At 63.9% G+C, this 25,257-nt stretch carries 20 protein-coding genes; 11 read left to right on the plus strand and 9 right to left on the minus strand.

Going from position 1 to position 25,257, the window contains the following annotated elements; genetic code table 11:
• A partial coding sequence (gene uvrD / locus WA145_RS16810) for a DNA helicase II (RefSeq protein WP_422582666.1) occupies positions 1–1,790 on the minus strand: 1,790 nt, incomplete at its 3' end.
• 221 nt (positions 1,791–2,011) lie between these two features.
• Here uvrD and WA145_RS16815 point away from each other — a divergent pair.
• The 3 genes from WA145_RS16815 to WA145_RS16825 all read left to right on the plus strand — a co-directional run bounded on the left by WA145_RS16815 (position 2,012) and on the right by WA145_RS16825 (position 7,065).
• The gene (locus WA145_RS16815; protein ID WP_422582667.1) at positions 2,012–4,894 is read left to right on the plus strand and encodes an EAL domain-containing protein; all 2,883 of its coding nucleotides are present in this window, start codon (positions 2,012–2,014) and stop codon (positions 4,892–4,894) included.
• A gap of 77 nt (positions 4,895–4,971) precedes the next feature.
• Positions 4,972–6,240, plus strand: a complete 1,269-nt coding sequence (locus WA145_RS16820; RefSeq protein WP_422582668.1) for an MFS transporter — start codon at positions 4,972–4,974, stop codon at positions 6,238–6,240.
• A gap of 150 nt (positions 6,241–6,390) precedes the next feature.
• Positions 6,391–7,065 (plus strand): hypothetical protein, encoded by a 675-nt coding sequence (locus tag WA145_RS16825; protein ID WP_422582669.1) that lies wholly within the window; start codon positions 6,391–6,393, stop codon positions 7,063–7,065.
• On the opposite strand, the gene zwf is transcribed toward WA145_RS16825, so the two are convergent.
• On the minus strand, positions 7,062–8,561 hold the full coding sequence (gene zwf, locus WA145_RS16830) for a glucose-6-phosphate dehydrogenase (protein ID WP_422582670.1): 1,500 nt from the start codon (positions 8,559–8,561) through the stop codon (positions 7,062–7,064). The two genes, WA145_RS16825 and zwf, sit on opposite strands and share 4 nt — an antisense overlap.
• Positions 8,562–8,672: 111 nt before the next feature.
• Here zwf and hexR point away from each other — a divergent pair, with 111 nt between their 5' ends.
• Both hexR and WA145_RS16840 read left to right on the plus strand, forming a co-directional pair.
• Positions 8,673–9,539, plus strand: a complete 867-nt coding sequence (hexR, locus tag WA145_RS16835) for a transcriptional regulator HexR (RefSeq protein WP_422582671.1) — start codon at positions 8,673–8,675, stop codon at positions 9,537–9,539.
• Positions 9,540–9,654: 115 nt separating this feature from the next.
• Complete coding sequence (locus WA145_RS16840) at positions 9,655–9,879, plus strand: PA3496 family putative envelope integrity protein (RefSeq protein ID WP_422582672.1); 225 nt, start codon at positions 9,655–9,657, stop codon at positions 9,877–9,879.
• Here the strand turns inward: WA145_RS16840 and WA145_RS16845 are convergent.
• A complete protein-coding gene (locus tag WA145_RS16845; RefSeq protein WP_422582673.1) occupies positions 9,821–10,783 on the minus strand; it encodes a LysR family transcriptional regulator in 963 nt (320 codons plus the stop codon). The genes WA145_RS16840 and WA145_RS16845 overlap by 59 nt on opposite strands.
• Before the next feature lie 189 nt (positions 10,784–10,972).
• Here WA145_RS16845 and WA145_RS16850 point away from each other — a divergent pair, with 189 nt between their 5' ends.
• The 5 genes from WA145_RS16850 (at position 10,973) to glsB (ending at position 16,957) form a co-directional block, all read left to right on the plus strand.
• Positions 10,973–12,391, plus strand: a complete 1,419-nt coding sequence (locus tag WA145_RS16850; protein ID WP_422582674.1) for an acetyl-CoA carboxylase biotin carboxylase subunit — start codon at positions 10,973–10,975, stop codon at positions 12,389–12,391.
• Positions 12,392–12,407: 16 nt separating this feature from the next.
• Positions 12,408–14,222, plus strand: coding sequence for a sodium-extruding oxaloacetate decarboxylase subunit alpha (gene oadA / locus WA145_RS16855; RefSeq protein ID WP_422582675.1), 1,815 nt, complete (start codon positions 12,408–12,410; stop codon positions 14,220–14,222).
• Positions 14,223–14,724: 502 nt separating this feature from the next.
• Positions 14,725–15,666: a sodium-dependent bicarbonate transport family permease gene (locus WA145_RS16860; RefSeq protein WP_422582676.1), complete on the plus strand. Its 942-nt coding sequence runs from the start codon at positions 14,725–14,727 to the stop codon at positions 15,664–15,666.
• Between the two features lies 1 nt (position 15,667).
• On the plus strand, positions 15,668–15,970 hold the full coding sequence (locus tag WA145_RS16865) for a DUF3240 family protein (protein ID WP_422582677.1): 303 nt from the start codon (positions 15,668–15,670) through the stop codon (positions 15,968–15,970).
• Between the two features lie 78 nt (positions 15,971–16,048).
• Positions 16,049–16,957 carry a glutaminase B gene (gene glsB / locus WA145_RS16870; protein WP_422582678.1) on the plus strand — a complete coding sequence of 303 codons (909 nt, stop codon included), beginning with the start codon at positions 16,049–16,051 and terminating at the stop codon, positions 16,955–16,957.
• Between the two features lie 137 nt (positions 16,958–17,094).
• On the opposite strand, the gene WA145_RS16875 is transcribed toward glsB, so the two are convergent.
• From WA145_RS16875 to WA145_RS16890, 4 genes are all read right to left on the minus strand, one after another.
• Positions 17,095–18,450 (minus strand): 8-oxoguanine deaminase, encoded by a 1,356-nt coding sequence (locus tag WA145_RS16875; protein WP_422582679.1) that lies wholly within the window; start codon positions 18,448–18,450, stop codon positions 17,095–17,097.
• A 170-nt stretch (positions 18,451–18,620) separates the two neighbouring features.
• Positions 18,621–19,076: a GNAT family N-acetyltransferase gene (locus WA145_RS16880; RefSeq protein ID WP_422582680.1), complete on the minus strand. Its 456-nt coding sequence runs from the start codon at positions 19,074–19,076 to the stop codon at positions 18,621–18,623.
• A gap of 57 nt (positions 19,077–19,133) precedes the next feature.
• The gene (locus tag WA145_RS16885; protein WP_422582681.1) at positions 19,134–20,120 is read right to left on the minus strand and encodes an asparaginase; all 987 of its coding nucleotides are present in this window, start codon (positions 20,118–20,120) and stop codon (positions 19,134–19,136) included.
• 79 nt (positions 20,121–20,199) lie between these two features.
• A complete protein-coding gene (locus WA145_RS16890; protein WP_422582682.1) occupies positions 20,200–21,642 on the minus strand; it encodes an alanine/glycine:cation symporter family protein in 1,443 nt (480 codons plus the stop codon).
• 152 nt (positions 21,643–21,794) lie between these two features.
• On the opposite strand from WA145_RS16890, the gene WA145_RS16895 reads away from it, so the two are divergent.
• Positions 21,795–22,613 (plus strand): helix-turn-helix domain-containing protein, encoded by an 819-nt coding sequence (locus WA145_RS16895; protein ID WP_422582683.1) that lies wholly within the window; start codon positions 21,795–21,797, stop codon positions 22,611–22,613.
• Positions 22,614–22,620: 7 nt separating this feature from the next.
• On the opposite strand, the gene WA145_RS16900 is transcribed toward WA145_RS16895, so the two are convergent.
• Both WA145_RS16900 and WA145_RS16905 read right to left on the minus strand, forming a co-directional pair.
• Positions 22,621–23,244 carry an FMN-binding negative transcriptional regulator gene (locus WA145_RS16900; RefSeq protein WP_422582684.1) on the minus strand — a complete coding sequence of 208 codons (624 nt, stop codon included), beginning with the start codon at positions 23,242–23,244 and terminating at the stop codon, positions 22,621–22,623.
• Positions 23,245–23,828: 584 nt separating this feature from the next.
• Positions 23,829–25,256 (minus strand): aspartate ammonia-lyase, encoded by a 1,428-nt coding sequence (locus tag WA145_RS16905; protein ID WP_422582685.1) that lies wholly within the window; start codon positions 25,254–25,256, stop codon positions 23,829–23,831.
• Between the last annotated feature and the right edge of the window lies 1 nt (position 25,257).

A 25,257-nucleotide genomic window follows, 5' to 3' on the forward strand; every position in this document is an offset into this window, starting at 1 on the left:
TCCTCTTCCAGGCGGCCGGGTTCTTCCAGGCTCATCTTGTGCGGGAACAGGCCTTCTTCCATGCCCACCAGAAACACCTGGGGGAACTCCAGGCCCTTGGCGCTGTGCAGGGTCATCAACTGGATGCTGTCTTCGTTTTCCGCCGCCTGGGTGTCGCCGGCTTCCAGCGAGGCGTGGCTGAGGAAGGCCTGCAGCGGGCTGAGTTCGTCGTCTTGGTTGTTGTCGAAGCTGCGCGCGGCGCTGACCAGTTCTTCCAGGTTTTCGATGCGCGCCTGGGCTTTCTCGCCTTTTTCGGCCTGGTGGTAGGCGATCAGCCCGCTCTGTTCGATCACCGTTTGGGTCATCAGGTGCAGCGGCATGTCCAGCACTTTGGCGGCAAGGTTGTTGATCAGCTCGATAAACCCGGCCAGGGCACCGGAAGCACGGGCCGGCAGGGCTTTGGCGGCGACCATCAGGTGGATCGCGCCCCACATCGATACCTCATGGGCGCGGGCGTACTCGCGGATGGTCTCGATGCTCTTCTCGCCGATGCCGCGCGCCGGCACATTGATCACCCGCTCCAGCGCGGCGTCGTTGCCGCGGCCGTCGAGCAGGCGCAGGTAGGCCATGGCGTTCTTGATCTCGGCGCGCTCGAAGAAGCGCTGGCCGCCGTAGATGCGGTAGGGGATCTTCTCGCGCAGCAGGGCTTCTTCAAGTACCCGCGACTGGGCGTTGGAGCGGTAGAGGATGGCGATCTCGCTGCGCTTGAGGCCGTCCTTGCGCAGGGCGTCCTCGATCGACTCGACCACGTAACGTGCCTCGTCGTGCTCGTTGAATGCCGAATACAGGTTGATCGGCTCGCCGTCGCCGTCTTCGGTCCACAGTTCCTTGCCCAGGCGCCCCTGGTTATTGGCGATCAGCGCGTTGGCAGCCTTGAGGATGCCGGCGCTGGAGCGGTAGTTCTGCTCCAGGCGGATCACTTCGGCGTCGGCGAAGTCGTCGGAGAACTGCTGGATGTTCTCGATTTTCGCCCCGCGCCAGCCGTAGATCGACTGGTCGTCGTCGCCGACCACCATCAGGCTGTCGCCGCCTCTGGCGAGCAGGCGCAGCCAGGCGTACTGCACGGCGTTGGTGTCCTGGAACTCGTCGACCAGGATATGCCGGAAGCGCCGCTGGTAATGTTCCAGTAGGCCCGGCTTGTCACGCCACAGGTCGAGGGCGCGCAGCAGCAGTTCGGAGAAGTCGATCACCCCGGCGCGGGCACAGGCGGCTTCGTAGGCTTCGTAGATCTTCAGCATGGTGGCGAGGAACAGATCACCGCCGGGCTGGATATTCTTCGGCCGCAGGCCTTCGTCTTTCTGGCCGTTGATAAACCACTGCGCCTGTTTCGGCGGCCAGCGTTGTTCGTCCAGGCCGAGGTCGCGGACCACCCGTTTGACCAGGCGCTGCTGGTCGTCGGAATCGAGAATCTGGAAGTTTTCTGCCAGGCCAGCTTCCTGCCAATGCGCACGCAGCAGGCGGTGGGCCAGGCCGTGGAAGGTGCCGACCCACATGCCGGCCGGGCTTTGCCCGAGCATCTGTTCGATGCGCGCGCGCATTTCGGCGGCGGCCTTGTTGGTAAAGGTCACCGACAGGATGCTGTGTGGCGAGGCCTGCTCGATCTGGATCAACCAGGCGATGCGGTGCACCAGCACGCGGGTTTTACCGGAGCCGGCGCCGGCCAGCACCAGTTGGCGACCCACGCGCGCGGCGACGGCCTGGCGTTGGGCATCATTAAGGGAGGCAATCAGCAGTTCGGGGTCATTTTGCATCGCGGCATTCTAGGGGGCTGCGTCAAACAGGGCAAACCAGGCCGCCGCCCGGGGTTTATTGGACGACCGGTGAGTCAGCTCGGCGGGCGCATATGGGTGGTGGCGCGCTCACCGAAAGTTAGGTATTTGTACTGTGAATTAGCGCACATCTGGCTTGGGCGAAGCGTCTAGCTCGCGTATGCTGCGCCGACGTTTAGGCAACCACTATAAGAAAATCGCCTATGACCGTATCGACTTTGTTTGCGCCGGCACATGGCCCCAAGCCGACTTCCGCACGGGAAGTGGCCCAACTGTATGCCACCGACATTGCTGCCGAACGCACCCGCATGCTCTATCAGGGCTCGCAGGTGCCGACCCTGTTTATGCTGCTCAGCGGCGTGGCCTGCGCCTTCCTGTTGTGGGGCGTGCTGCCGCCTGTGCTGCTGGTTAGCTGGTCGGTCTGGCTGGTGATCCTCGCTGTGTTGCGCCTGGTGCAGGTGCGCGCCTTTAACACGGCCTCGCCCAGCCGGCAGGCCGAACGCCATTGGCGGCGGCTGTTCCTGTTTGGCGCGGCGGCCTCCGGGTTGACCCTGGCGTTTGCCGCCATCGCCCTGGTGCCGGCGGATGTGTTCTACCTGCAAGCCTTGGTCTACGGCCTGATTGCCGCGGCGATTCTCTCGGCCAGCGTGGCGTACGCCATCAGCTTTAGCGCCTTTCTGACGTTTGCCTTGCCCTGCCTGCTGCCCTCGGTGGGTTACCTGCTGCTCAGCGATAATGCGCTGCAACAGGGCTGGGGCCTGCTCAGCAGCATTCTGCTGCTGGCCCTGCTGGTGGTGGCCTGGCAGGTCAACCGGCTGGTGCAGCGCAGCTTGCTGCAGCGCTTTCACAACCAGGCGCTGATCAGCAACCTGGAACAGGCCAAGCTGCAGGCCGAAGGGCTCAACGGCGAGCTGGCGCATGAAGTGGAACAACGTCGCCGTGCCGAACGCGAGTTGCGCCTGGCCCATGGCGAGCTGGAAATGCGCGTGGCCGAGCGCACCCTGGAGCTGGATGAAACCACCTACGCCCTGAGCAAGAGCCGCGCGCGCCTGACCCTGGCCATCGAAGCCAGCGAGCTGGGCCTGTGGGACTGGGACCTGCAGAGCGATCAGGTGCACCACTCGCGCCTCAAGGAAATCTTCGGCCTGGAACCCCACGAAGTGCAGGTGATGCTGCGCGACCTCAAGCCACGCCTGCACCCGGACGATCTGCCGGTGCTGCGCCGCGCGCTGGTCGAACATATGAAGGGGCGCAGCGACGACTACCAGGTCGAATACCGCATCAAGCATGCGGCCGGCCACTGGGTGTGGATCGAAGACCGCGGCCGTGCGGTGGAGCGCGACGCCGAGGGTCGCGTGCTGCGTATGCTCGGCACCCGCCGCGATATCAGTGCGCGCAAGGTGCAGGAACAGCAGCAACAGCTGGCTGCCACGGTGTTTGAGGCCGCCAGCGAAGGCATCGTGATTCTCGACCCGGACTACCGCCTGCTGTCGGTCAACCAGGCCTTCAGCGATGTCACCGGTTATCGCCAGGATGAGGTAGTCGGCAAGAGCGTGATCAGCCTGACCAGCAGTGGCGACAGCCGCCGGCAGTACCAGCTGATCCGCCTGGAGCTGGAAAACAGCGGCAGCTGGCGCGGCGAGCTGATCGAAACGCGCAAGAACGGCGAGCTGTATCCGCAGTGGCTGCAACTCAATGTGGTGCGTGATGCGCGGGGCAGCGTCAGCCATATCGTCGGCTTCTTCGCCGACCTGTCGTCGCGCCGCGAGGCCGAAGAGCGTCTGCGCTACCTGTCGCACTACGACGAGCTGACCGGCCTGGCCAACCGCAGCCTGTTTAAGGAGCGCCTGCACGAAGCCAGCCAGCGCGCGCGGCAGAGTGGGCGCAGCATCGCCCTGCTGCACGTCGACCTGGACCGCTTCAAGATGCTCAACGACAGCCTCGGCCATGAGGTGGCCGACCAGCTGCTGCGTCAAGTCAGCCGCCGCCTGACTCAGGCCGTGCCGGAGGCCGACACCCTGGCGCGCCTGTCCGGTGACGAGTTCGCCATCCTCATCGACTCCTACGGCAGCCTCTCCAGCCTGGCGCGCCTGGCCAGCCGCCTACTGAGCAAGCTGCGTGTACCGATGACCGTGGGCGGGCATGAGCTGGTGGTCAGCGCCTCCCTGGGCATCAGCCTGCTGCCGGACAACGCGCGGGAGATTTCTGCCCTGGTCAGCCAGGCCAATATGGCCATGCAACATGCCAAGCACCTGGGCGGCAACACCTTCCAGTTCTTTACCGACAACCTGCAGGCCTGCACCCTGGAGCGTCTGCAGCTGGAAAATCAGCTGCGTAAAGGCATCCACGAAGGCCAGCTGGAAGTCTTCTACCAGCCCAAACTGTGCCTGGCCGACGACAGCCTCAATGCGGCCGAGGCGCTGGTGCGCTGGCGCCACCCGGAACTGGGCCTGGTGCCGCCGAGCGACTTTATCGGCCTGGCCGAAGAAACCGGGCTGATCGGTGCCATCGGCGAATTCGTCCTGCGCCAGGCCTGCCTGCAGGCGCGTACCTGGCAGCTGCAGGGCTTGGCGCATATTCGCGTGTCGGTAAACCTCTCGGTGCATCAGTTGCGCCAGGGCAACCTGCTCAGCCTGGTGCGCCAGGTGCTCGATGAAACCGGCCTGGCCGCGCAGTTCCTCGAGCTGGAACTGACCGAAAGCCAGCTGCTGGACAATGTCGAGAGCGTAATCGCGACCTTCCAGCAGCTGCGCAACCTGGGGGTCAAGCTGGCAATCGACGACTTCGGCACCGGCTACTCCTCGCTCAGCTACCTCAAGCGCTTCCCGGTGGATTACGTAAAGATCGACCAGACCTTTATCCGCGACCTCACCCCCGGCAGCGAAGACGCGGCCATCACCCGCGCGATCATCGCCATGGCCCACAGCCTGGAACTCAAGGTGGTCGCCGAGGGCGTGGAAACCCAGGCGCAGATGGACTTTCTCAAGAGCCAGCGCTGCGACGAGATCCAGGGCTACCTGATCAGCAGGCCGGTACCGGCCGAGCAATTCGCGCAATTGCTGCGCGAACAGACAGATAAGTTCTAGGCGGCAGGTTGGCGGCGGCTTGTCTGCCGCCAGTCGGGCCGCTACTGTCGCGCTTTTGCTGATGCGCAGGATGCCCCATGCAGCCCACTTCTTCCGCCTTCGCAGCGCGCCCGGCCAATGCCACGCTGATCCTGCTGGCCTCGCTGTATTGCGCCCAGGGCTTGCCCTCGGGGCTGCTGGCGCATTCGCTGCCGGTGTTGCTGCGTCAGCATGGCGTCGATCTGGCGTTGATCGGCCTGCTCAAGTTGTTGGCCTTGCCCTGGCTGCTCAAAGTGCTGTGGGCGCCGTGGGTGGATCGGCTGGCATCGCCGCGTCTGGGGCATCACCGTGGCTGGATTCTGCCGTTGCAGTTCGGGGTTATCAGCGTGGTGGCGGCCTTGGCGCTGATGAGTCCCGAGCGGCTGTTCGACAGTCACTTTCTGCTGCTGATCGGCCTGCTGTTGCTGGTTAACCTGGCGGCTTCGACCCAGGACATTGCTACCGATGGCCTGGCCGTGCGCCTGCTGCCGGAGCGCTGGCGCGGGCTGGGCAACAGCCTGCAGGTGGGCGGCTACAAGGTCGGCATGCTGGTCAGCGGCAGTGGTCTGCTGCTGGCCATGGATAGCCTGGGTTGGCACCTGAGTCTGGCGCTGGTGGCGCTGTTGCTGGTGTTGATGACAGTGCCGATCTGGCGCTTTAACGAGCGGCGCGAGCTGCCGTTTCAGCCGGCGCAGGCAGAGCCGGCCGGGCCTGGGCTGCTGCTGCGGCATTACCGTGGCCTGCTGCTGCAGCCCGGCATGCTGTTCTGGCTGGCGCTGCTGCTGAGCTTCAAGCTGGGCGATGCGCTGGGTTCGCCGATGATCAAGCCGATGTTGGTGGATCAGGGCTGGAGCAATGCCGAGCTGGGCCAGCTGACCCTGATCAGCAGCCTGGCCGGGATCGCCGGGGCCGTGCTTGGCGGCCTGCTGTATGCGCGTATCGGCGCGTTGCGCGCGCTATTGCTGTTTGGCCTGTTGCAGGCCGGTGGCATCGCGGCCATGGCGCTGCTGGTAAATGCCGGCGGCAGCATCGGCCTGGTTTATGGGGTGGCGCTGTTTGAGCAGACCGCCGATGGCATGTCCACCGTGGCGCTGTTCGCGGTAATGATGCGCCAGTGCCGGCCCGAGCATGAGGGCGCGGACTTTACCCTGCAGGCCAGTGTGCAATTGCTGCTGGCCGGGCTGGTGGGCGCCACCAGCGGCTGGCTGGCCGAGCAGCTGGGTTTTGCCACGCTGTTTGTCAGCGCCGGTGTGTTGGGGCTGCTGGCGCTGCCCATTGTGCTGTTGTACTTCTGGCGCGGCGCACGGCCGGGGCCCAGCGCCGCATAAGCCGCCGGCTTTTCGCCAGGGGTGTTTCCGCTATTCCCACCTGCGCCGGACGCTGGGTGCCCGGCAGGCGCATAACCGAAGCAAAGATGGCTGTCTTTGCGCCTCGCGCGGGCAATCCTGCGGGCCTGTCCGGATTGAATCGAGGTGCGTATGCGCAAACCCGCGAGCCTGAGTGTCGGCCTGCGCCTGCTGTTGGCGTCCCAGGCCATGGCCCCGTTGAGCGTCAAGCTGGGGCTGGTGCAGCAACTGGGGGCGGAGAAGGCCGCGCTGTTGGCGCCGCATATGCCGCCCGGGCAGTTGCGTGAGCTGATCATGGTCATGCCCATCGAATTTGCCGCGGCGGTGACCACCCACCTGGACCCGCGGCTGATCCTCGACACCTACCTGAGTCTGCCGGACAGCCTGCGCCTGGAGGTGGCGCGCCAGCTCTGTGCCGATGGCGCCTTTGCCACGGCGGCGCTGTATGCCGAGTGCCTGTCGGCCAAGCAGATCAAGGTACTGATCTACGGCATCAACGATGTCGAGCATGTGCTGCAGATCGCCCGGCATATCATCGATATGCCGCTGATCAGCGAGAGCCTGCGCAGTTTCTCCACCGGCTACCTGTGCAAACTCACCGAGGCGGCGGTGCTGGATCGCAATCTGCCGGTAGCCGCTCAGGTGCTGGGTGGCTTGTCACTGGCGCGGCAAGCCGATGTTTGCGCGGGGCTGCAGCCAGCGACCCTGCGCAAGCTGTTGCCGCTGCTATTGCTGATCAGTGGCGATGGCTTGCGCAAGCAGCTGCCGGAGGCGGTGCTGCAGGTGTTTGAACAGCAGTTGGCCTAGCGAGCAGGCGCTTCCATCCACTGCCGTTCGTGGCGTTCGAGCAGGTTGCTGGCCTGCTCCGGGCCGTCGCTGCCGGCCGGGTAGGGGCGCGGGCTCTGGTAGTGCTGGTGCCAGCCCTTGATGATCGGATCGACCCAGTTCCAGGCCGCTTCTACTTCGTCGCGGCGCATAAACAGCGTCGAGTCGCCTTCGATCACGTCCAGCAGCAGGCGCTCGTAGGCGTCCCAGCGGCGCTGTTTGTGGAAGGCATCAGCCAGGTTGAGGTCGAGTTCCACCGGCTGCAGGTGCATGCCCTTGCCTGGGCTCTTGCCCATCAGTTGCAGGCTGATGCGCTCTTCCGGCTGCAGGCGGATCAGCAGGCGATTGGCTTCGCCGCCGCCGAACAGCTGGTGCGGCACCGGTTTGAACTGGATGAGGATTTCCGAGGTTTTGCGCGCCAGGCGCTTGCCGGTGCGCAGGTAGAAGGGCACGCCGGCCCAGCGCCAGTTGTCGAGCTCGGCCTGCACGGCGACAAAGGTTTCGGTGTCGCTGTCGTTGTCGACGTTCTTCTCGAAGTAGTAGGCCGGCACTTCCTGACCGCCGATCTTGCCGGCGGTGTACTGGCCGCGCACGGTCTTGTCCTGCACGTCGAGGCCGGTGATGGGTTTCAGGGCTTCGAGGATCTTCACCTTCTCGTTGCGCACCGCTTCGGCGTCGAAGCGTACCGGCGCTTCCATGGCCACCAGGCAGAGCAGCTGCAGCAGGTGGTTTTGGATCATGTCGCGCATGGCGCCGGCTTTTTCGTAGTAGGCGCCACGGTTTTCCACGCCGAGGGTTTCGCACACGCTGATCTGCACATGGTCGATATGCCCGGCGCGCCACACCGGCTCGAACAGCGCGTTGGCGAAGCGCAGCGCCATCAGGTTCTGCACCGTCTCCTTGCCCAGGTAATGATCGATGCGAAACACCCGCGACTCATCGAACACCGCGCCAATCGCGGCGTTGATCGCCTGCGCCGATTGCAGCGAATGGCCAATCGGTTTTTCCAGCACGATGCGCGTTTTGGGGCCGGCCAGACTGGCGGTTTTCAGGTGTGAGGCGATGTCTTCGAACAGGTCCGGCGCGGTGGCCAGGTAATAGATGCGCACCCGCTCAGGGTCTTGCCCCAGGCGTTTGCCCAGACGGCCGAAGTCGGCGCTCTGGCTGGCATCCATGGCGAAGTAATCCAGGCGTGCGGCAAAGCTGGCCCAGGTGTCGTTGTCGAAATCATGACGCGCCACCTGCGCCCGGCAATGGCGTTCGGCCAGGGCCTGAAAGGCGCTGCGGGCCAGGGGGCTGCGGGCCAGGGCGAGAATCTGCGTATCGCCATGCAGGCGACCGGCGCGATGCAGGTGGTAGAGCGCGGGCAGCAGTTTATGCAGGGCCAGGTCGCCGGTGCCGCCAAACACCAGCATGTCGCAGGGAATGCTCAAGGTGGGTACTCCGACTCGGTTTAACCGTGCGAGGGCGGCAGCCATGTAGTATAACTACAAGACCACTACAACCCGTCGTACGCCGATCATAACCGAGTCATGACTGCGATGCGGCGTGCTAGATGGATTCGTTAGCCACATGCCGAGCCTATTTCTGTGAACCTGTTGCAGCACATTGCCCAGTCGCGTCATCTCCTCCGCAAATCGGAACTCAAGGTCGCCGACCATGTTCTGCTCGATCCGGCCTCGGTCATGCACAGCTCCATGGCCGAGCTGGCGCACAGCGTCGGCATCAGCGAGCCGACCATCGTGCGTTTCTGCCGGGCGATTGGCTGCAGCGGCTTTCAGGATCTCAAGCTCAAGCTGGCGCAGAGCCTGGCCGCCGGTGCCAGTTTCGGCCAGTTCGCGATCCATGAAGACGATTCGGTGGCGGACTTCAGCCTGAAGATCTTCGACACCACCCTGCACACCCTGATCGAGGTGCGCGAGAAACTCGATACCCAGGCCCTGCAGCAGGCCATCGCCGCCATCGCCAATGCCCAGCGCGTGGAGTTCTATGGTTTCGGCGCGTCCGGCGCGGTGGCGGCGGATGCTCAGCACAAGTTCTTCCGCTTGCTGCTCACCGCCGCTGCGTATTCCGACCCGCATATGCAGGCGATGAGCGCGGTGACTTTGAAGCCCACCGACGTGGCCATCTGCATCTCCCAGTCCGGGCGCTCCAAAGATTTGCTGATCACCGCTAACCTGGTGCGTGAAACCGGCGCGACGCTGATCACCCTGTGCCCGAGCCAGACGCCGCTGGCCGATCTGGCCACGGTCAACCTGGCCATCGACGTGCAGGAAGACACCGAAATCTACACCCCGCTGACCTCGCGTATCGCCCACCTGGTGGTGATCGACGTGCTCGCCATGGGCGTGGCCATGGCCCGCGGCCCTGGCCTGGTCAACCATCTCAAAAGCGTCAAACGCAGTCTGCGCAGCCTGCGGCTGTCGCCGAAGGCGCATAAGAGTGCTGAGGACTGAGGCCGTCTGTGCCCAGTCCTGATTAAGTTCATCGCCTCGTTATCGCGTGGCCATCAAAGCGTCATATCCCAGGTCGATGCTGGTACTCCCTTATTCAGCTTGGGAGTTGCACCCTATGTCTGGCTATCTGGATAAACCGCAGTCTCATGAAAGCAGCGACGCCAAGGCCCGGCGCAAGCTGCTGGATCAGCGCCGCATGGAATACCGCCGCGCCATTGAAAGCTATGCCGAGCAGCGTCAGCTGCAGCAGCAACTGGTCGATTACCCGGAACTGATCGCGGCTAACTACCTGGCGGGCACGCAGGCGTTGGCGCGGCGAAACGCTCAGCCAGGGCGTTGATCAGGCTGCGTTGATCGCGCACGAAGGCGAAAAACGCCTGGGCCACCGGTGACAGGTATTTACCGCGCGGGTGTACCAGGCACCAACTGCGCAGCAGCGGCAGCTCGGCCACCGGCAGTTCGCGCAGGGTGCCGTATTGCAGCTCGCGGCGCACCGCGTGGCGGGGTAGCAGGGCCAGGCCAAGGCCGGCGATTACCCCTTCACACTGGCCTTCCATGGAGCCGACTTCCAGGGTCTGGGCGAAGTGCGCACGCTTCTGGTGGCAATACTCCTCGCAGGCCTGGCGCGTGCCGGAGCCGGCTTCGCGCACCAGCAGCGGGAACGCGGTGAGGTCCTGCAGGCTTAGCGGGCCCTGCTGGCACAGCGGATGCTCGGGCGGCGCCACGGCGATAATCGGGTTCGTCAGGAAGGGCAGAAACTCCAGATTCATGTCCGTCGGCACCCGCGACATGATCAGCAGGTCATCGCGGTTGGCGTTCAGGCGCTTGAGCGCCTGGGTGTGGTTGGTGACCACCAGCTGTAAGTTGACTTCCGGGTATTGCTGGCGAAAAGCGGCGAACAGGTGCGGTACGAAATACTTGGCGCTGGATTCTATGGCCAGGCTCAACTGCCCCTGTAGCGAGCCCTGCAGATCGGCCAGCTGCATGTCGAGGCTTTCCAGGCGGCCGAAAATATCCGCGCTGGCGCGTTGCAGGGCTTCGGCGGCCTCGGTCAGGTAGAGCTTCTTGCCGATATAGTCGAACAGCGGCTGGCCGATCAGCTCCTCCAGTTGGCGAATCTGCAGGCTGACCGCCGGCTGGGTTAGCGCCATCTCCTCCGCCGCGCGGCTGTAGGAGAGGTTGCTGCACACCGAACGAAACACCTGAAGCTGACGAAATGTAATACGCAACAATGACTTACGCACGATTAATACCCGTATGGCGGAGTCGCTCTGGCTCAACTATAAGTCTTAGCTAATACGTAACCCAATAATAATTGATTTTGGTTAATCACCAAGCCGGCGTAGCGTGAGTGCCTGACCGCTACTGCACTGCGGTTACACGTCGACCGGCCTCAGCCGCTCGCCTGCTCACGTGATCGAGGACGCTGGCTCGTGATCAAGAAAATCCTGATAGCCAACCGCGGTGAGATTGCCGTACGCATCGTGCGGGCCTGTGCCGAAATGGGCATTCGCTCGGTGGCGGTGTACTCCGATGCCGACCGCCACGCCTTGCACGTCAAGCGTGCCGACGAGGCCCATAGCATCGGTGGGGAGCCACTGGCCGGTTATCTGAACCCGCGCAAGCTGGTCAACCTGGCGGTGGAAACCGGCTGTGACGCGCTGCACCCCGGTTATGGCTTCCTTTCGGAGAACGCCGAGCTGGCGGACATCTGCGTCGAGCGTGGGATCAAGTTTATCGGCCCCAGCGCCGAGGTCATTCGCCGCATGGGCGACAAGACCGAAGCGCGGCGCAGCATGATCGCCGCTGGCGTGCCCTGCACCCCCGGCACCGAGGGCAATGTGGCGGATATCGCCGAAGCGCTGCGCGAGGGCGACCGTATCGGCTACCCGGTGATGCTCAAGGCCACCAATGGTGGCGGCGGGCGCGGTATCCGCCGCTGCAACAGCCGCGACGAGCTGGAGCAGGCCTACCCGCGGGTGATCTCCGAGGCGACCAAGGCCTTCGGCCGTGCCGAAGTGTTTCTGGAAAAATGCATCGTCAATCCCAAGCATATCGAGGCGCAGGTTCTCGCCGACAGCTTCGGCAACACCGTGCACCTGTTCGAGCGCGATTGCTCGATCCAGCGGCGTAACCAGAAGCTGATTGAGATTGCCCCCAGCCCGCAGCTGACCCCTGAGCAGCGCGCCTATATCGGCGACCTGTCGGTGCGCGCGGCCAAGGCGGTGGGTTACGAGAACGCCGGCACCGTGGAGTTCCTGCTGGCCGAGGATGGCGAGCTGTACTTTATGGAGATGAACACCCGGGTGCAGGTGGAGCACACCATCACCGAGGAAATCACCGGTATCGACATCGTTCGCGAGCAGATCCGCATCGCCTCCGGCCTGGAGCTCTCGGTCAAGCAGGAAGACATCATCCACCGCGGCTTCGCCCTGCAGTTTCGTATCAACGCCGAAGACCCGAAGAACAACTTTCTGCCCTCGTTCGGCAAGATCACCCGTTACTACGCCCCCGGCGGCCCCGGCGTGCGCACCGACACGGCGATCTACACCGGTTACACCATTCCGCCCTACTACGACTCCATGTGCCTGAAGCTGGTGGTTTGGGCGCTGACCTGGGAAGAGGCGCTGGCCCGCGGCCTGCGCGCCCTGGATGACATGCGCGTGCAGGGGGTGAAAACCACTGCCGCCTATTACCAGGAAATTCTGCGTAACCCGGAGTTTCGCAGCGGCCAGTTCAACACCAGTTTCGTCGAGTCGCATCCGGAATTGACCGAGTACTCGATCAAGCGCAACCCGTCGCACCTGGCCATCGCCATCGCCACCGCCATCGCCGCCCACGCCGGCCTGTAGGGGAAGGAATCAGACCATGAGCAAGACCAAGAAAATCACCGTCACCGACACCATCCTGCGCGATGCCCACCAGTCGATCATCGCCACGCGCATGCGCCTGGACGACATGCTGCCGATCTGCGCCAAGCTCGACAAAGTCGGCTACTGGTCGCTGGAAGTCTGGGGCGGTGCGACCTTCGACGCCTGCGTGCGCTTCCTCAAGGAAGACCCCTGGGAGCGCCTGCGCAAGCTCAAGGCCGGCCTGCCCAATACCCGCCTGCAGATGCTCCTGCGCGGGCAGAACCTGCTCGGCTATCGCCACTACAGCGATGACGTGGTGCGTGCCTTTGTGGCCAAGGCGGCGGTCAATGGCATCGACGTGTTCCGTATCTTCGATGCGATGAATGACGTGCGAAACCTGCGCGTGTCCATCGAGGCGGTCAAGGCTGCCGGCAAACATGCCCAGGGCACCATCGCCTACACCACCAGCCCGGTGCACACCGTCGAGGCCTTCGTAAAGCAGGCCAAGGCCATGCAGGCCATGGGCATCGACTCCATCGCGATCAAGGACATGGCCGGCCTGCTCACGCCCTATGCCACCGCCGACTTGGTCAAGGCATTGAAAGCCGAAGTCGACCTGCCGGTGTTTATTCACAGCCACGACACCGCCGGCATGGGCTCGATGTGCCAGCTCAAGGCCATCGAGGCCGGTGCCGACCATATCGACACCGCCATCTCCAGCTTCGCCTGGGGCACCAGCCACCCGGGCACCGAGTCGATGGTCGCCGCACTCAAGGGCAGCCAGTACGACACCGGTCTGGACCTGGCGCTGATCCAGGAGATCGGCCTGTACTTCCATGCCGTACGCAAGAAATACCATCAGTTCGAGAGCGAGTTCACCGCCGTGGACACCCGTGTGCAGGTCAATCAGGTGCCGGGCGGAATGATGTCCAACCTGGCCAACCAGCTGAAAGAGCAGGGCGCGCTAAACCGCATCAACGAAGTGTTTGCTGAGATTCCGCGGGTGCGCGAAGACCTCGGCTTTCCGCCGCTGGTCACGCCGACCTCGCAAATTGTCGGCACCCAGGCGGTGTTCAACGTGCTCGCCGGTGAGCGTTACAAGACCATCACCAACGAGGTGAAACTTTACCTGCAGGGCCGTTACGGCCTGGCGCCGGGCAAGGTCAACGAGCAACTGCGCAAGCAGGCGATTGGCAGCGAAGACGTCATCGAAGGGCGCCCGGCCGACCTGATCAAGCCGGAAATGGCCAAACTGCGCGAGGAAATCGGCAGCCTGGCGCAATCCGAAGAAGACGTGCTGACCTATGCCATGTTCCCGGATATCGGGCGCAAGTTCCTCGAAGAACGCGCCGCCGGCACCCTGACCCCGGAAGTGCTGCTGCCGATCCCCGAAGCCGGCGGCGTGGCCCCGGCCGGTGGCGAAGGTGTACCGACCGAATTTGTGGTGGACGTGCACGGCGAGAGCTACCGCGTGGATATCACCGGCGTCGGCGTGAAAACCGATGGCAAGCGCCACTTCTACCTGTCCATCGATGGCATGCCGGAAGAAGTGGTGTTCGAGCCGCTCAACGACTTCGTCGCCGGCAGCGCTGGCAAGCGCAAGCAGGCCAGCGCACCGGGTGATGTCAGCACCAGCATGCCGGGCAATATCGTCGATGTGCTGGTCAAGGTCGGCGACACAGTCAAGGCCGGCCAGGCGGTGCTGATCAGCGAAGCGATGAAGATGGAAACCGAAGTGCAGGCGCCGATTGCCGGCACCGTGAAAGCGGTGCATGTGGCCAAGGGCGACCGGGTCAACCCGGGCGACGTACTGGTGGAAATCGAAGGTTAACCTCGGGGGCTCCGCTGTTTGAACAGGCATTTGAACGGTTTTGGGAGCCTCTTTTTACACCGCCAGCATGACTGTGAAGCCGCGCTGGCAAGGGTTTTGGGCCAAGTGCCTGGGCAAGTCTCGCGAGCTAGAGCCATGCAAGGCGAAAGCAGGCGAGGACGCGGAGTGTACGAGTTGTACATGAGCATTACTCGTTTCACTCGCCCCTTCGGGGTCGCGCTGAAGCGCGTTAGCCGCAAGCGGCTTACGAGCCTGATTTCAACGCAGCAGGGCCGACGCGCAGCAGACGTTGCCCAGGTACTTAGTGCCTGAGTCCCCTGGGAGCCGTACGGCTCCTTTTTTTCGGTTATGCCCCGCGGTGCAGGGTTCTGCTGTTCTCAGCAGGAGACTGGGCAAAGCTGCGGGTATCAGCACAACGCGTGGTGGGGGCATGACCTTTTATTTGCGCAGATGGTGACGCGGCGGGCGTCTTAATAGCAGTTCAATACAGGAGCAATGCGCGGTGAGTCTGGATCCGGTGGTGCTGTTCTTTGTCTTCGGCCTGTTGGCGGGTCTGCTGAAAAGCGAGCTGAAACTGCCACCCGCGCTGTATGAAACGCTGTCGATCATTCTGCTGCTGGCCATCGGTCTGCATGGTGGCGTGGAGCTGGCCGAGCAGGCCAGCTGGCAGTTGCTCGGCCAGGCGGCCTGGGTGCTGGGCCTGGGTGTGGCATTGCCGCTGCTGGCCTTTGCCGTGTTGCGCGGCCTGGGCTTCGACCGGGTTAACGCGGCGGCGGTGGCGGCGCACTATGGCTCGGTCAGCGCCGGTACCTTTGCCGTGGTGGTGGCCTATATGCTGGCCAAGGGCATCGAGTTTGAAAGTTATATGCCGCTGTTTGTCGCCATTCTGGAAATTCCGGCGATTCTGGTCGGCATCCTACTGGCCAAAGGCATTGCCCGCGATACTGACTGGGGCGAGCTGGGCCGGGAAATCTTTCTCGGCAAGAGCATCATGCTGCTGCTCGGTGGCCTGATCATCGGTGCGATTGCCGGCAAGGAGGCGATCAAGCCGCTGGAGCCGTTCTACACCAGCATGTTCAAGCCGGTGCTGGCGCTGTTCCTGCTGGAAATGGGCCTGATCGCCTCTGGCCAGCTCGGTTCGCTCAAACAGTTCGGCCTGCGCCTGCTCGGTTTTGCCCTGCTGATGCCGCTGCTGGGCGCGCTGATCGGCGCCTTGCTCGGCCGCTTTATGGGCCTGAGCCTGGGCGGTACGGCGGTGCTCGCCACGCTGGCGGCGTCGGCGTCCTATATCGCCGTGCCGGCGGCCTTGCGCCTGGCCTTGCCCGAGGCCAACCCGTCGCTGTCGTTGACGGCGTCGCTGGGCATCACCTTTCCCTTCAATATCATCGTCGGCATCCCGTTGTACCTGATGCTGGCCGAACAGCTGCTGGCCTGGGGGCTCTGAAATGGACGCACATATCCGCACCCTGCTTACCGTAATCTGCGAAGCCGCGCTGGAGAAGAAGCTGGTGACTGACCTGGAGCAGCTCGGCGCGCCGGGCTGGACCATCTCCGACGCCCGTGGCCGTGGCGGTCGCGGCGTACGCAGCGCCGGTTGGGACACCGAAGGCAATATCCGCGTGGAGATCATCTGCACCCGCGATATCGCCGAGCGCATCGTCGGCCACCTGCAGGCGCGCTACTACGCCAACTTCGCCATGGTCTGCTACCTGGCCCAGGTGGAAGTGCTGCGCGCGGAAAAGTTCTAGTGCTGTGATCAGCGCCGCCAGGCAAGCGTCTACCTGCCATCGTCCGAGGTGCGCTCGGACCTTGTGGCGAGCCTGAGCATGCAAGCGTTGTTGAATGAAATCCTCGATCAAGTCCGCCCGCTGATCGGCCAGGGCAAAGTGGCCGATTACATCCCGGCGCTGGCGGATGTGCCGGCCAACCAGCTGGGCATTGCGGTGTACAGCAACGATGGCGAGCTGTACTGCGCCGGCGATGCACACACGGCATTTTCCGTGCAGAGCATTTCCAAGGTGTTCAGCCTGGTGCAGGCCATTCAGCATTCCGGCGAGACGATCTGGCAGCGCCTGGGCCATGAGCCGTCCGGTCAGCCATTCAATTCGCTGGTGCAGCTGGAGTTCGAGCGTGGCCGCCCGCGTAATCCCTTTATCAACGCCGGGGCGCTGGTGATCTGCGATATCAACCAGTCGCGCTTTGCCGCGCCAGTGCTGTCGATGCGCGACTTCGTCCGCCGTCTGGCCGGCAATCCCGAGGTACTGGTGGATAACCGCGTCGCCGAGTCGGAATACCAGCACCGCGCGCGCAATGCGGCGGCGGCTTACCTGATGCAGTCCTTCGGCAATTTCCATAACGATGTCGAGGCGGTGCTGCGCAGCTATTTCAGCTACTGCGCGCTGCGCATGAGCTGTGTCGACCTGGCTCGGGCGTTCTGCTTCCTGGCTAACGACGGCTTCTGCAAACACAGCGGCGCGCAGATAATCAGTGCACGGCAGAGCAAGCAGATCAACGCGATCATGGCCACCAGCGGCCTGTATGACGAGGCCGGCAACTTTGCCTACCGCGTCGGCCTGCCGGGCAAGAGCGGCGTCGGCGGCGGCATCGTCGCGGTGGTGCCAGGGCGTTTCAGCGTATGCGTGTGGTCACCGGAACTAAACGCCGCCGGTAACTCCCTGGCCGGGATCAAGGCGCTGGAACTGCTGAGCGAGCGGATCGGCTGGTCGGTGTTCTAGCGCGCCACGATCTGCTGCGCGTCGGTGATACTGCGTTAAAAACAGCCGGAGGCTGTTACTACGTAGCGCCTTGTCTCACTCTAGCTCGCGAGATCGTAAACCCACCTCAGGTGTTGTGGATTAGCCGATTACGCGTTTCACCCGGCAATCAGCTCCTTCGCCGCCTGGCGGTGGTCGGCGATCAGTTGAGCCACATCCAGGCCTTCGATCTGCCCGTCGATCACCCGCCAGGTGCCTGCGATCATCATCCGGTCGGCCTTGTCGGCGCCACACAGCAGTAGCGCGGAGATGGGGTCGTGGCTGCCGGAGAAGCGCAGCTCATCCAGCTTGAAGAAGGCCAGGTCGGCCTGCTTGCCCACCGCCAGCTCGCCGATATCCGTGCGGCCCAGCAGCTTGGCCGAACCCTTGCTGGCCCAGCCGAGCACCCGTTCCGGGGTGATCTTCTCGGCGCCGTAACGCAGGCGCTGGATATACAGGGCCTGGCGCGTTTCGAGGATCATGTTCGAGGCATCGTTGGAGGCCGAGCCATCGACGCCGAGGCCGATCGGTGCGCCGGCTGTTTCCAGCTCAAGGGTCGGGCAGATACCCGAGGCCAGGCGCATGTTCGAGCTGGGGCAATGGCAGATGCCGGTGCCGGCTGCACCGAGGCGTTCGATTTCATCCGGGTTGAAGTGGATGCCGTGGGCCAGCCAGGTGCGCGAGCTGAGCCAGCCGACGCTGTCCAGATAATCCACGGTGCGCAGGCCGAAGCGCTGCAGGCAGAAGTCCTCTTCGTCGAGGGTCTCGGCCAGGTGGGTGTGCAGGCGCACGTCCAGTTGCTCGGCCAGCTCGGCGCTCTGGCGCATGATTTCCTGGGTCACCGAGAAGGGCGAGCAGGGCGCGAGGGCGATCTGAATCTGCGCGCCGTCGCCGCGCTGGTGGTACTGATGAATCAGCCGTTGGCTGTCAGCCAGGATCACTTCGCCCTGTTGCACGGTCTGCTGCGGCGGCAGGCCGCCATCGGCCTGGCCCAGGCTCATCGAACCACGGGTGAGCATGGCGCGCATGCCCAGTTCGCGCACCGCTTCGACCTGCACGTCGATGGCGTTTTCCAGGCCGCCGGGGAACAGGTAATGGTGGTCCGCCGCGGTGCTGCAACCAGACAGCAGCAGTTCGGCCAGGGCCACCTTGCTGGCCAGGGCGAGTTTCTGCGGAGTCAGGCGTGCCCACACCGGATAGAGGGTCTGCAGCCAGGGAAACAGCGGCTGGTTGACCACCGGGGCCCAGGCGCGGGTGAGGGTTTGATAGAAGTGGTGGTGGGTGTTGATCAGCCCAGGCAGCAGCACATGCTCGCGGGCATCGAAGCTTCGATTGCAGGGTTGGCTCGGCTGCTGACCGGCCTTGAGCAGTTCACTGATCACGCCGTCTTCAATCACCAGGCCGCCAGCGGCGTCGAGGTTGTTGGCAGTGAAGATGGCGAGGGGGTTCTTGATCCAGATACGGGTAGCAGCCATTGAGTTGGCTCCTCTGAAGGTGGGTTCAGGTTAGCCAGCTCAGTGTTTACCCTGTCTGCTGATCCAGGTGCGCGGCCGGCGCAGATGGCCGGGCGTGGCGCAAAAGATAACGCCGTAATCTGCCTGCGGCAAGAGCGCAGGGTGGGATTTCTGACCGGAAAGTCAGTGGCTTAAAAGACTTTGCGGTACTGCACAAACCCCGAACGCTCGGCGATGCGTTCGTACAGCAGCATGGCGCGGCTGTTGCTCTCATGGGTCAGCCAGTAGGTGCGTGAGCAGCCCTGGGCCTGAGCCTCGCGGTAGACGTGCTCGATCAGCTGGCGGCCGGCGCCGCTGCTGCGCACATCCTTGGCAATAAACAGATCCTGCAGATAGCAGTAGTCGCCAGGGGTCCAGGTCGAACGGTGGTAGGTCCAGTGCACCAGACCAATGGCCTGGCCGTCATGCCAGGCCAGCGCCGCATGCAGCGGCTCGGCCGGGTCGAGAAAGCGCTGCCAGGTAATGTCGCTGGTCGCGGCGGCGATCTCGGTCATATAGAAACGCTGATAGCCCTGCCACAGGGGCAGCCAGGCGGCATGGTCGGCTGCCGTTACCGGGCGGATTTCGACGGGGATACGGACGGGCATGGCACTGGCTCCTTGGTTAGGTAAAGCCCTTACAGACTAGCTGCAAGAGCCCAAGCTTCAATCGGCGCGTTCACCACAGACATCCAAGGCAAACCAGTGTTCCACCTCGGCCTGGCTCAGCCCTGCGCCGAGCAGGGCGAACAGTTTGCCCAGAGCCGCTTCACGGGTCATGCCGCCGGCGGAAATTAGCCCGGCGCTGGCCAGTTGGCCACCGGCGGCATACACGCCGAATTCGACATGGCCGTGCGGGCACTGGCTGATCGCGGCCAGCACCACGCCGCGCGCATGGGCGGCCTTGAGCACGCCGAGCAGCTCGGTGTCGTCTGCCGGGCCCGTGCCGCTGCCGTAACATTCCAGCAGCAGGCCTTGCACGCCGCTCTCCAGCAGGGCGCGCAGATGGCTGGCCTGGATACCGGGGTAAAACGGCAATACGGCCAGATTGACCGGCTGACGCGGCTGGCGGTAGTCGATGCGCGCCGGGATGCTCTCGGCGCGTGCGCTCTGGCGCTGGCGCGGCAGCACGTGGAAGGCGTCGAAGGCATCGCTGCGCAGCTTGCTGACCCGCGCACCATGCAGCAGCGCACCATTGAAATACAGGTGCACGCCGGAGGCTACGCCGGCCTGCAGCGCACGCATGGCACCGAACAGGTTGCCCCAGGCATCGCTGCCTTCGGCACCCGCCGGCAGCATCGAGCCGCTGAGAATGACCGGCACTGGCAAGCCCAGCAGCAGGAAGCTCAGGGCGGCGGCGCTGTAGGCCAGGGTGTCGGTGCCGTGCAGCAGCAGCACGCCGTCGCAGCCGTCCTGCTCGATAGCGGCGCGAATCGCCGCGACCATCGCCAGCCAGTTGTGCTGGTTCATATTGGCGCTGTCGATGGGCGGCAGTAGCTCGCGGAAGGTCCAGTGCGGCAACGGCTGGGCCTCCAGCGTCTGCTGGGCGCGCAGGCGTGCCTCGAAGCCGGACGCCGGGGCCAGGCCGCTGGCGCTCATCTGCATGCCGATGGTGCCGCCGGTGTAGAGCACCAGAAGTGTTTCACAACCCATCAGGGGTCTCCGTACTTTCATTGTTCTTATAAGAAAACAGGGGGCTTAGCCCCCTGTTTATCACAGCTATTGCAGCGGCTTAACGCTGGTGTAGCGCGTTGCCGATTTCCGCCTGGGTTGCCGGGGCGTTGTGCGCCGCGTTTGGCCAGGCGGCTGGGTCGAGGTCCAGGTCGGCGAAGTTCTTCGCGTCGAACACAGGCGACTCTACGCCGGCTTTGATCTGGTTGTCGTAGTCGCGCATCAGGCGCAGGCCAACCTTGAACAGCAGGGTCAGGGCAATCAGGTTGCAGATGGCCAGCAGACCCATGGTCACGTCGGCGAAGGCGAACACCGTGCCCAGATCCTGTACCGAGCCCCAGAGTACCAGAGCCACTACCAGCACGCGGTAGACCATCACCGGTGCGCGCTTCTTGCTGAAGAAGCCCAGGGCGTTCTCACCCAGGTAGTAGTTGTAGATCAGGGTGGTGAAGACGAACAGCAGCAGGGCGATGCTGACGAACACCCGGCCCCACTCGCCGACCACGGCGGCCAGGGCGGTCTGGGTCAGCACCACACCGGCCATTTCGCTACCTGGCTGATACACGCCCGACAGCAGGATGATCAGCGCGGTGCTGGTGCACACCAGCAGGGTGTCGATAAATACGCTGAGCGATTGCACGATGCCCTGCGCCGCCGGGTGCTTGACCTGGGCGACTGCCGCGACGTTCGGCGCACTGCCGAGACCGGCTTCGTTGGAGAACAGGCCGCGCTTAACCCCCATCATGATGGCCGCACCGATACCGCCGGCAAAGGCAGGTTCCAGGCCGAAGGCGCTCTTGAAGATCAGCACGAATACCGCCGGTACTTCACTAACGTTCAGGCCGATTACCACCAGCGCCATGCCGATGTAGGAGAAGGCCATGATCGGCACCAGGACGTCGGCCATGCTGGCGATGCGCTTGATGCCGCCGAAGATGATCAGGCCGATTACCGCGGTGAGGATCAGGCCACTGGCGATGGTCGGCAGGCCGAAGGTGTCATGCAGCGAGCTGGCCACGGTGAACGACTGCACGGCGTTGAAGCCGAAGCCGAAGGTCACCAGCAGCAGGATCGACACCACAATGCCCAACCAGCGCTGGCCGAGGCCGTGCTGGATGTAGAAGGCCGGGCCACCACGGTAGGTGCCGTCGTCTTCACGACGCTTGTACAGCTGCGCCAGGGAGCACTCGAAGTAGCTGGTGGCCATGCCGACCAGGGCTACGACCCACATCCAGAAGATCGCGCCCGGGCCACCGAGCATGATTGCCACCGAGACACCGGCAATGTTGCCGGCACCGACGCGACCGGCTACCGAGAGCATCAGCGCCTGGAACGAGCTGAGCTGGCCAGGCTGGCGCTGGAAGGCTTCGGCGAAGATGCGGAACATGCTGCCGAAGTAGCGGAACTGGACGAAACGCGAGGCGATGGTGAAGTACAGACCAAGGCCGATCAGCATCACGATCAGCAGCTTGCTCCAGATCAGGTCGTTGAGAATATCGAGCATGGCAGTGAGGTCTCTCTTGTTGTTTTGTGAAGGAAATAAGAGCGGGGCCGAATGGTTAAGCAGACGCGCCTGGGGTGCAATTTCGCGGGTGGCGGCTAACTGATGCGAGTTGATGCTAGAATCGCGTCGCTCGCATCACCAGGAAAACCGCCATGTCCGACCACCTAGGGCCCAATCTAAAGCTGTTGTGCGGCCATTACCGGTCGATCGCCGAGGTTTGCCGCAAGCTGGCGATCAATCGCGCCCAGTTCAATAAATACCTCAGCGGCCAGAGCCGACCAACGGCCTACAACCTCAAGCGCATCTGCGACTTTTTTGGCGTCGAGGCCTATGAGCTGAGCCTGCCCGCCGAGCAGTTCGCCGACCTGATTGGCGCGCGCGCGCCGGGCCAGGATGCCGGCGCGCGCACCGACGCGCTGATGGAATTGCTCAAGCCGTTGCGCGCGCATGCCGGCAACCTGTCGCGCTATTGCGGCTACTACTTTGAGTACTCCAACTGCATGTCGGTGCCGGGCACCGTGCTGTTGTCGCTGGTGCAGCTGTGGGAGGAAGACGGCGACTTCCTGTTCGAGCGTCAGGAGCGCCAGGAACGCTCCGCCAGCGCCGATGTGCAGGGCGAGGACTGGGTGCGCTGCCGTTACCTGGGCGCCGCGTTCCAGCTGCAGGACCGGTTGTTTCTGCTGGACTACGAGTCGCTGACCCTCAACGAGATGAGTCAGACCATCCTGATTCCCAGCTACAAGAGCCGCATCACCCGCCTGAACGGCCTGAAAACCGGCGTCTCCAGCGGCGACCGGCGCAGCCCGGCCTGCACCCGCGTGGTCTGGGAATACCTGGGCAGCGAGATCAACCGCATCAGCGCTTATCGCCAGGTGCGCCTGTACCGTCCGGACGACCCGCGCATCGACGACGACGTGCGCCAGCGCCTGGCGGAGGCGCCGCTGAAGAACGGGTTGTTCGAGATCGAGTAACGCGGCGCTAGGGCGTCAGGCGTGCGCCGAGTGCGCGATCTGTGGCGGCAGGGCTGGCATTGAGCCCTGCGCGCACGCCGTGGCGATCTGCCGCCGTGCGGTTCTGGCTGAGCTTCCATTGGCCCTGTATACGCTGGATCGGCAGGGCGAAGCCAACGATGGCGCGCAGCAGGCTGTCGATATAGTCCCGCGGCGCATCACTGACCGCCCACGGTCGCTCGCGCCCCGCCTCATGCTCTGCGCTCAGGCGGCTGACCAGCTGCAGCAGGCCTTCGCCATCTTCAATTAGCCGTGCCCGGCCATAGGCATGCACGGCAATGTAGTTCCAGGTTGGCACGGCCTTGCCCTCTGCTGCTTTGCTCGGATACCAGTTGGGGCTGATATAGGCCTGCGGCCCCTGGAAGATAGCCAGGGTTTCGCCCTGCAGCAGTTCGTGCCACTGTGGGTTGGCCCGCGCGAAGTGGCCGTAGAGGGTGCCGAACTCGCCCTCGTCGGGGGCCAGTAACAGCGGCAGATGGCTGGCCAGCAGGCCGCTTGCCCCCTGACTGATCAGGCTGGCCAGGGGGCAGGCGCTGATCTGCTGATGCAGCTGCGTGAGATCGTCCTGGCGGAAGGCGGAAGGTGTGTACATGGCGAGGCTCCGGCTGCGATGTCACATCCTAGCTCGGCATCTGTGGCGGCATAAGCAGCAGTTGCGGCGACTTTTACTGGCACAGTCGCCGGCTTGCCCTTGCATGATAATGACGCCGCAGCGCCGCCCGAATCGGGCGGCGCTGGCGAACGCCACGGGTGCCCCAGTGCTGCAAGCCCGCACAGTCAGGCGCTGGCGATGGCTTGTGCGCCGACACAGCAATCTGCCGCGGCTTTTGGCAAGCCGTGGGCCGCAGCAGAAGGGCATCGCAACCGGTCTGGCTGGGTGGGCTGTGCTGGCATTTAAGAAAAGAGACGACGGCGGTCGAGCCTGTTCATGGGGTCACCCTGTGAGGTTGCTTTTATAGGTATGCCCTGGATGCCGTCGGGCATCTCGTTGGCCGCCGGTTCCTGCCGGCTATGCCGCCGCACCGGGTAGGCGCAGAAGCCCCGCACATCCCTGTGCGGGTGTTGCTCATGATCAGCGCCGCGTTATGACTGTGCGTTGTCGCTGGTGTAGATACCGCACCTTACTCGCGGCCGCCCATGTGCTCGATGTTGAGGTCAGGAGCTCGCCGAGCATGCTCAGCCCGGCAACAGCGGCACCAGGCGTGGGGCGATCATGTTCTCGGGGCGCAGGATGTCGGCCAGTTCGGCGTCGCCCAGCAGTTTTTCTTCGCGCACCAGCTCCAGTACGCCGCGGCCCGTTTCCAGTGCCACCTTGGCGATGCGTGTGGCGTTTTCGTAGCCGATATAGGGGTTGAGCGCGGTGATCAGGCCGATGGAGTTTTCCATCAGTTCACGGCAGCGCGCTTCGTTGGCGGTGATGCCGTCGATGCACAGCTCGCGCAGCATATCCATGGCGCGGGTCAGCAGACGGATCGAGTCGAAGATATTGTAGGCGATCAGCGGCTCCATCACGTTGAGCTGCAGCTGGCCACCTTCGGCGGCCATGGTCAGCGCCAGGTCGTTGCCGATCACTTCGAAGGCCACCTGGTTGACCGCTTCCGGGATCACCGGGTTGACCTTGCCGGGCATGATCGAGCTGCCCGGCTGGCGCGGCGGCAGGTTGATTTCGTTGATGCCGGTGCGTGGGCCGCTGGAGAGCAGACGCAGGTCGTTGCACATCTTCGACAGCTTGACTGCGGTGCGCTTGAGCATGCCGGAGAACAGCACAAAGGCGCCCATGTCGCTGGTGGCTTCGATCAGGTCGGCGGCCGGGGTCAGCGGGTGGCCGCTGATGATCGCCAGGCGCTTGACCGCCAGCAGCTGGTACTGCGGGTCGGCGTTGATCCCGGTACCAATCGCGGTGCCGCCCAGGTTTACTTCGGTGAGCAGGGTGGGGGCGAGCAGCTTGAGGTGCTGCAGGTCTTCGCCCAGGGTGGTGGCGAAGGCGCGGAATTCCTGACCGAGGGTCATCGGCACGGCGTCCTGCAGCTGGGTGCGGCCCATTTTCAGCACATGGCCGAATTCCAGCTGCTTTTTAGAGAGCGACTGGATCAGCTTGTCCAGCGCAGTGAGCAGGCTGTCGTGGCCGAGCAGCAGGCCCAGACGGATGGCGGTGGGGTAGGCGTCGTTGGTCGACTGCGCCATGTTCACGTCGTTATTGGGGTGCAGCTGCTTGTAGTCACCCTTCTCGAAACCCATGGCTTCGAGGGCAATATTGGCGATGACTTCGTTGGCATTCATGTTGGTCGAGGTGCCCGCCCCGCCCTGGATCATGTCGACCACGAACTGCTCGTGGAACTCGCCCTGAATGATGCGTGCGCAGGCGGTGCTGATCGCCGTGTGCTTGGCGGCGGACAGGTGGCCCAGCTCGCGGTTGGCGTCGGCTGCGGCCTGCTTGACCATGGCCAGGGCGATCACCAGTTTCGGGTAGTGCGACAGCGTCACGCCGGACAGGCGGAAGTTCTGCACGGCGCGCAGGGTCTGGATGCCGTAATAGGCCTCAGCCGGAACGTCGAGGGTGCCGAGCAGGTCTTTTTCGAGGCGAGTAGATGCAGCAGGGGACATG

It is taken from the genome of Pseudomonas sp. (assembly GCF_049301935.1).
In the GTDB taxonomy this organism is placed as follows: domain Bacteria; phylum Pseudomonadota; class Gammaproteobacteria; order Pseudomonadales; family Pseudomonadaceae; genus Aquipseudomonas.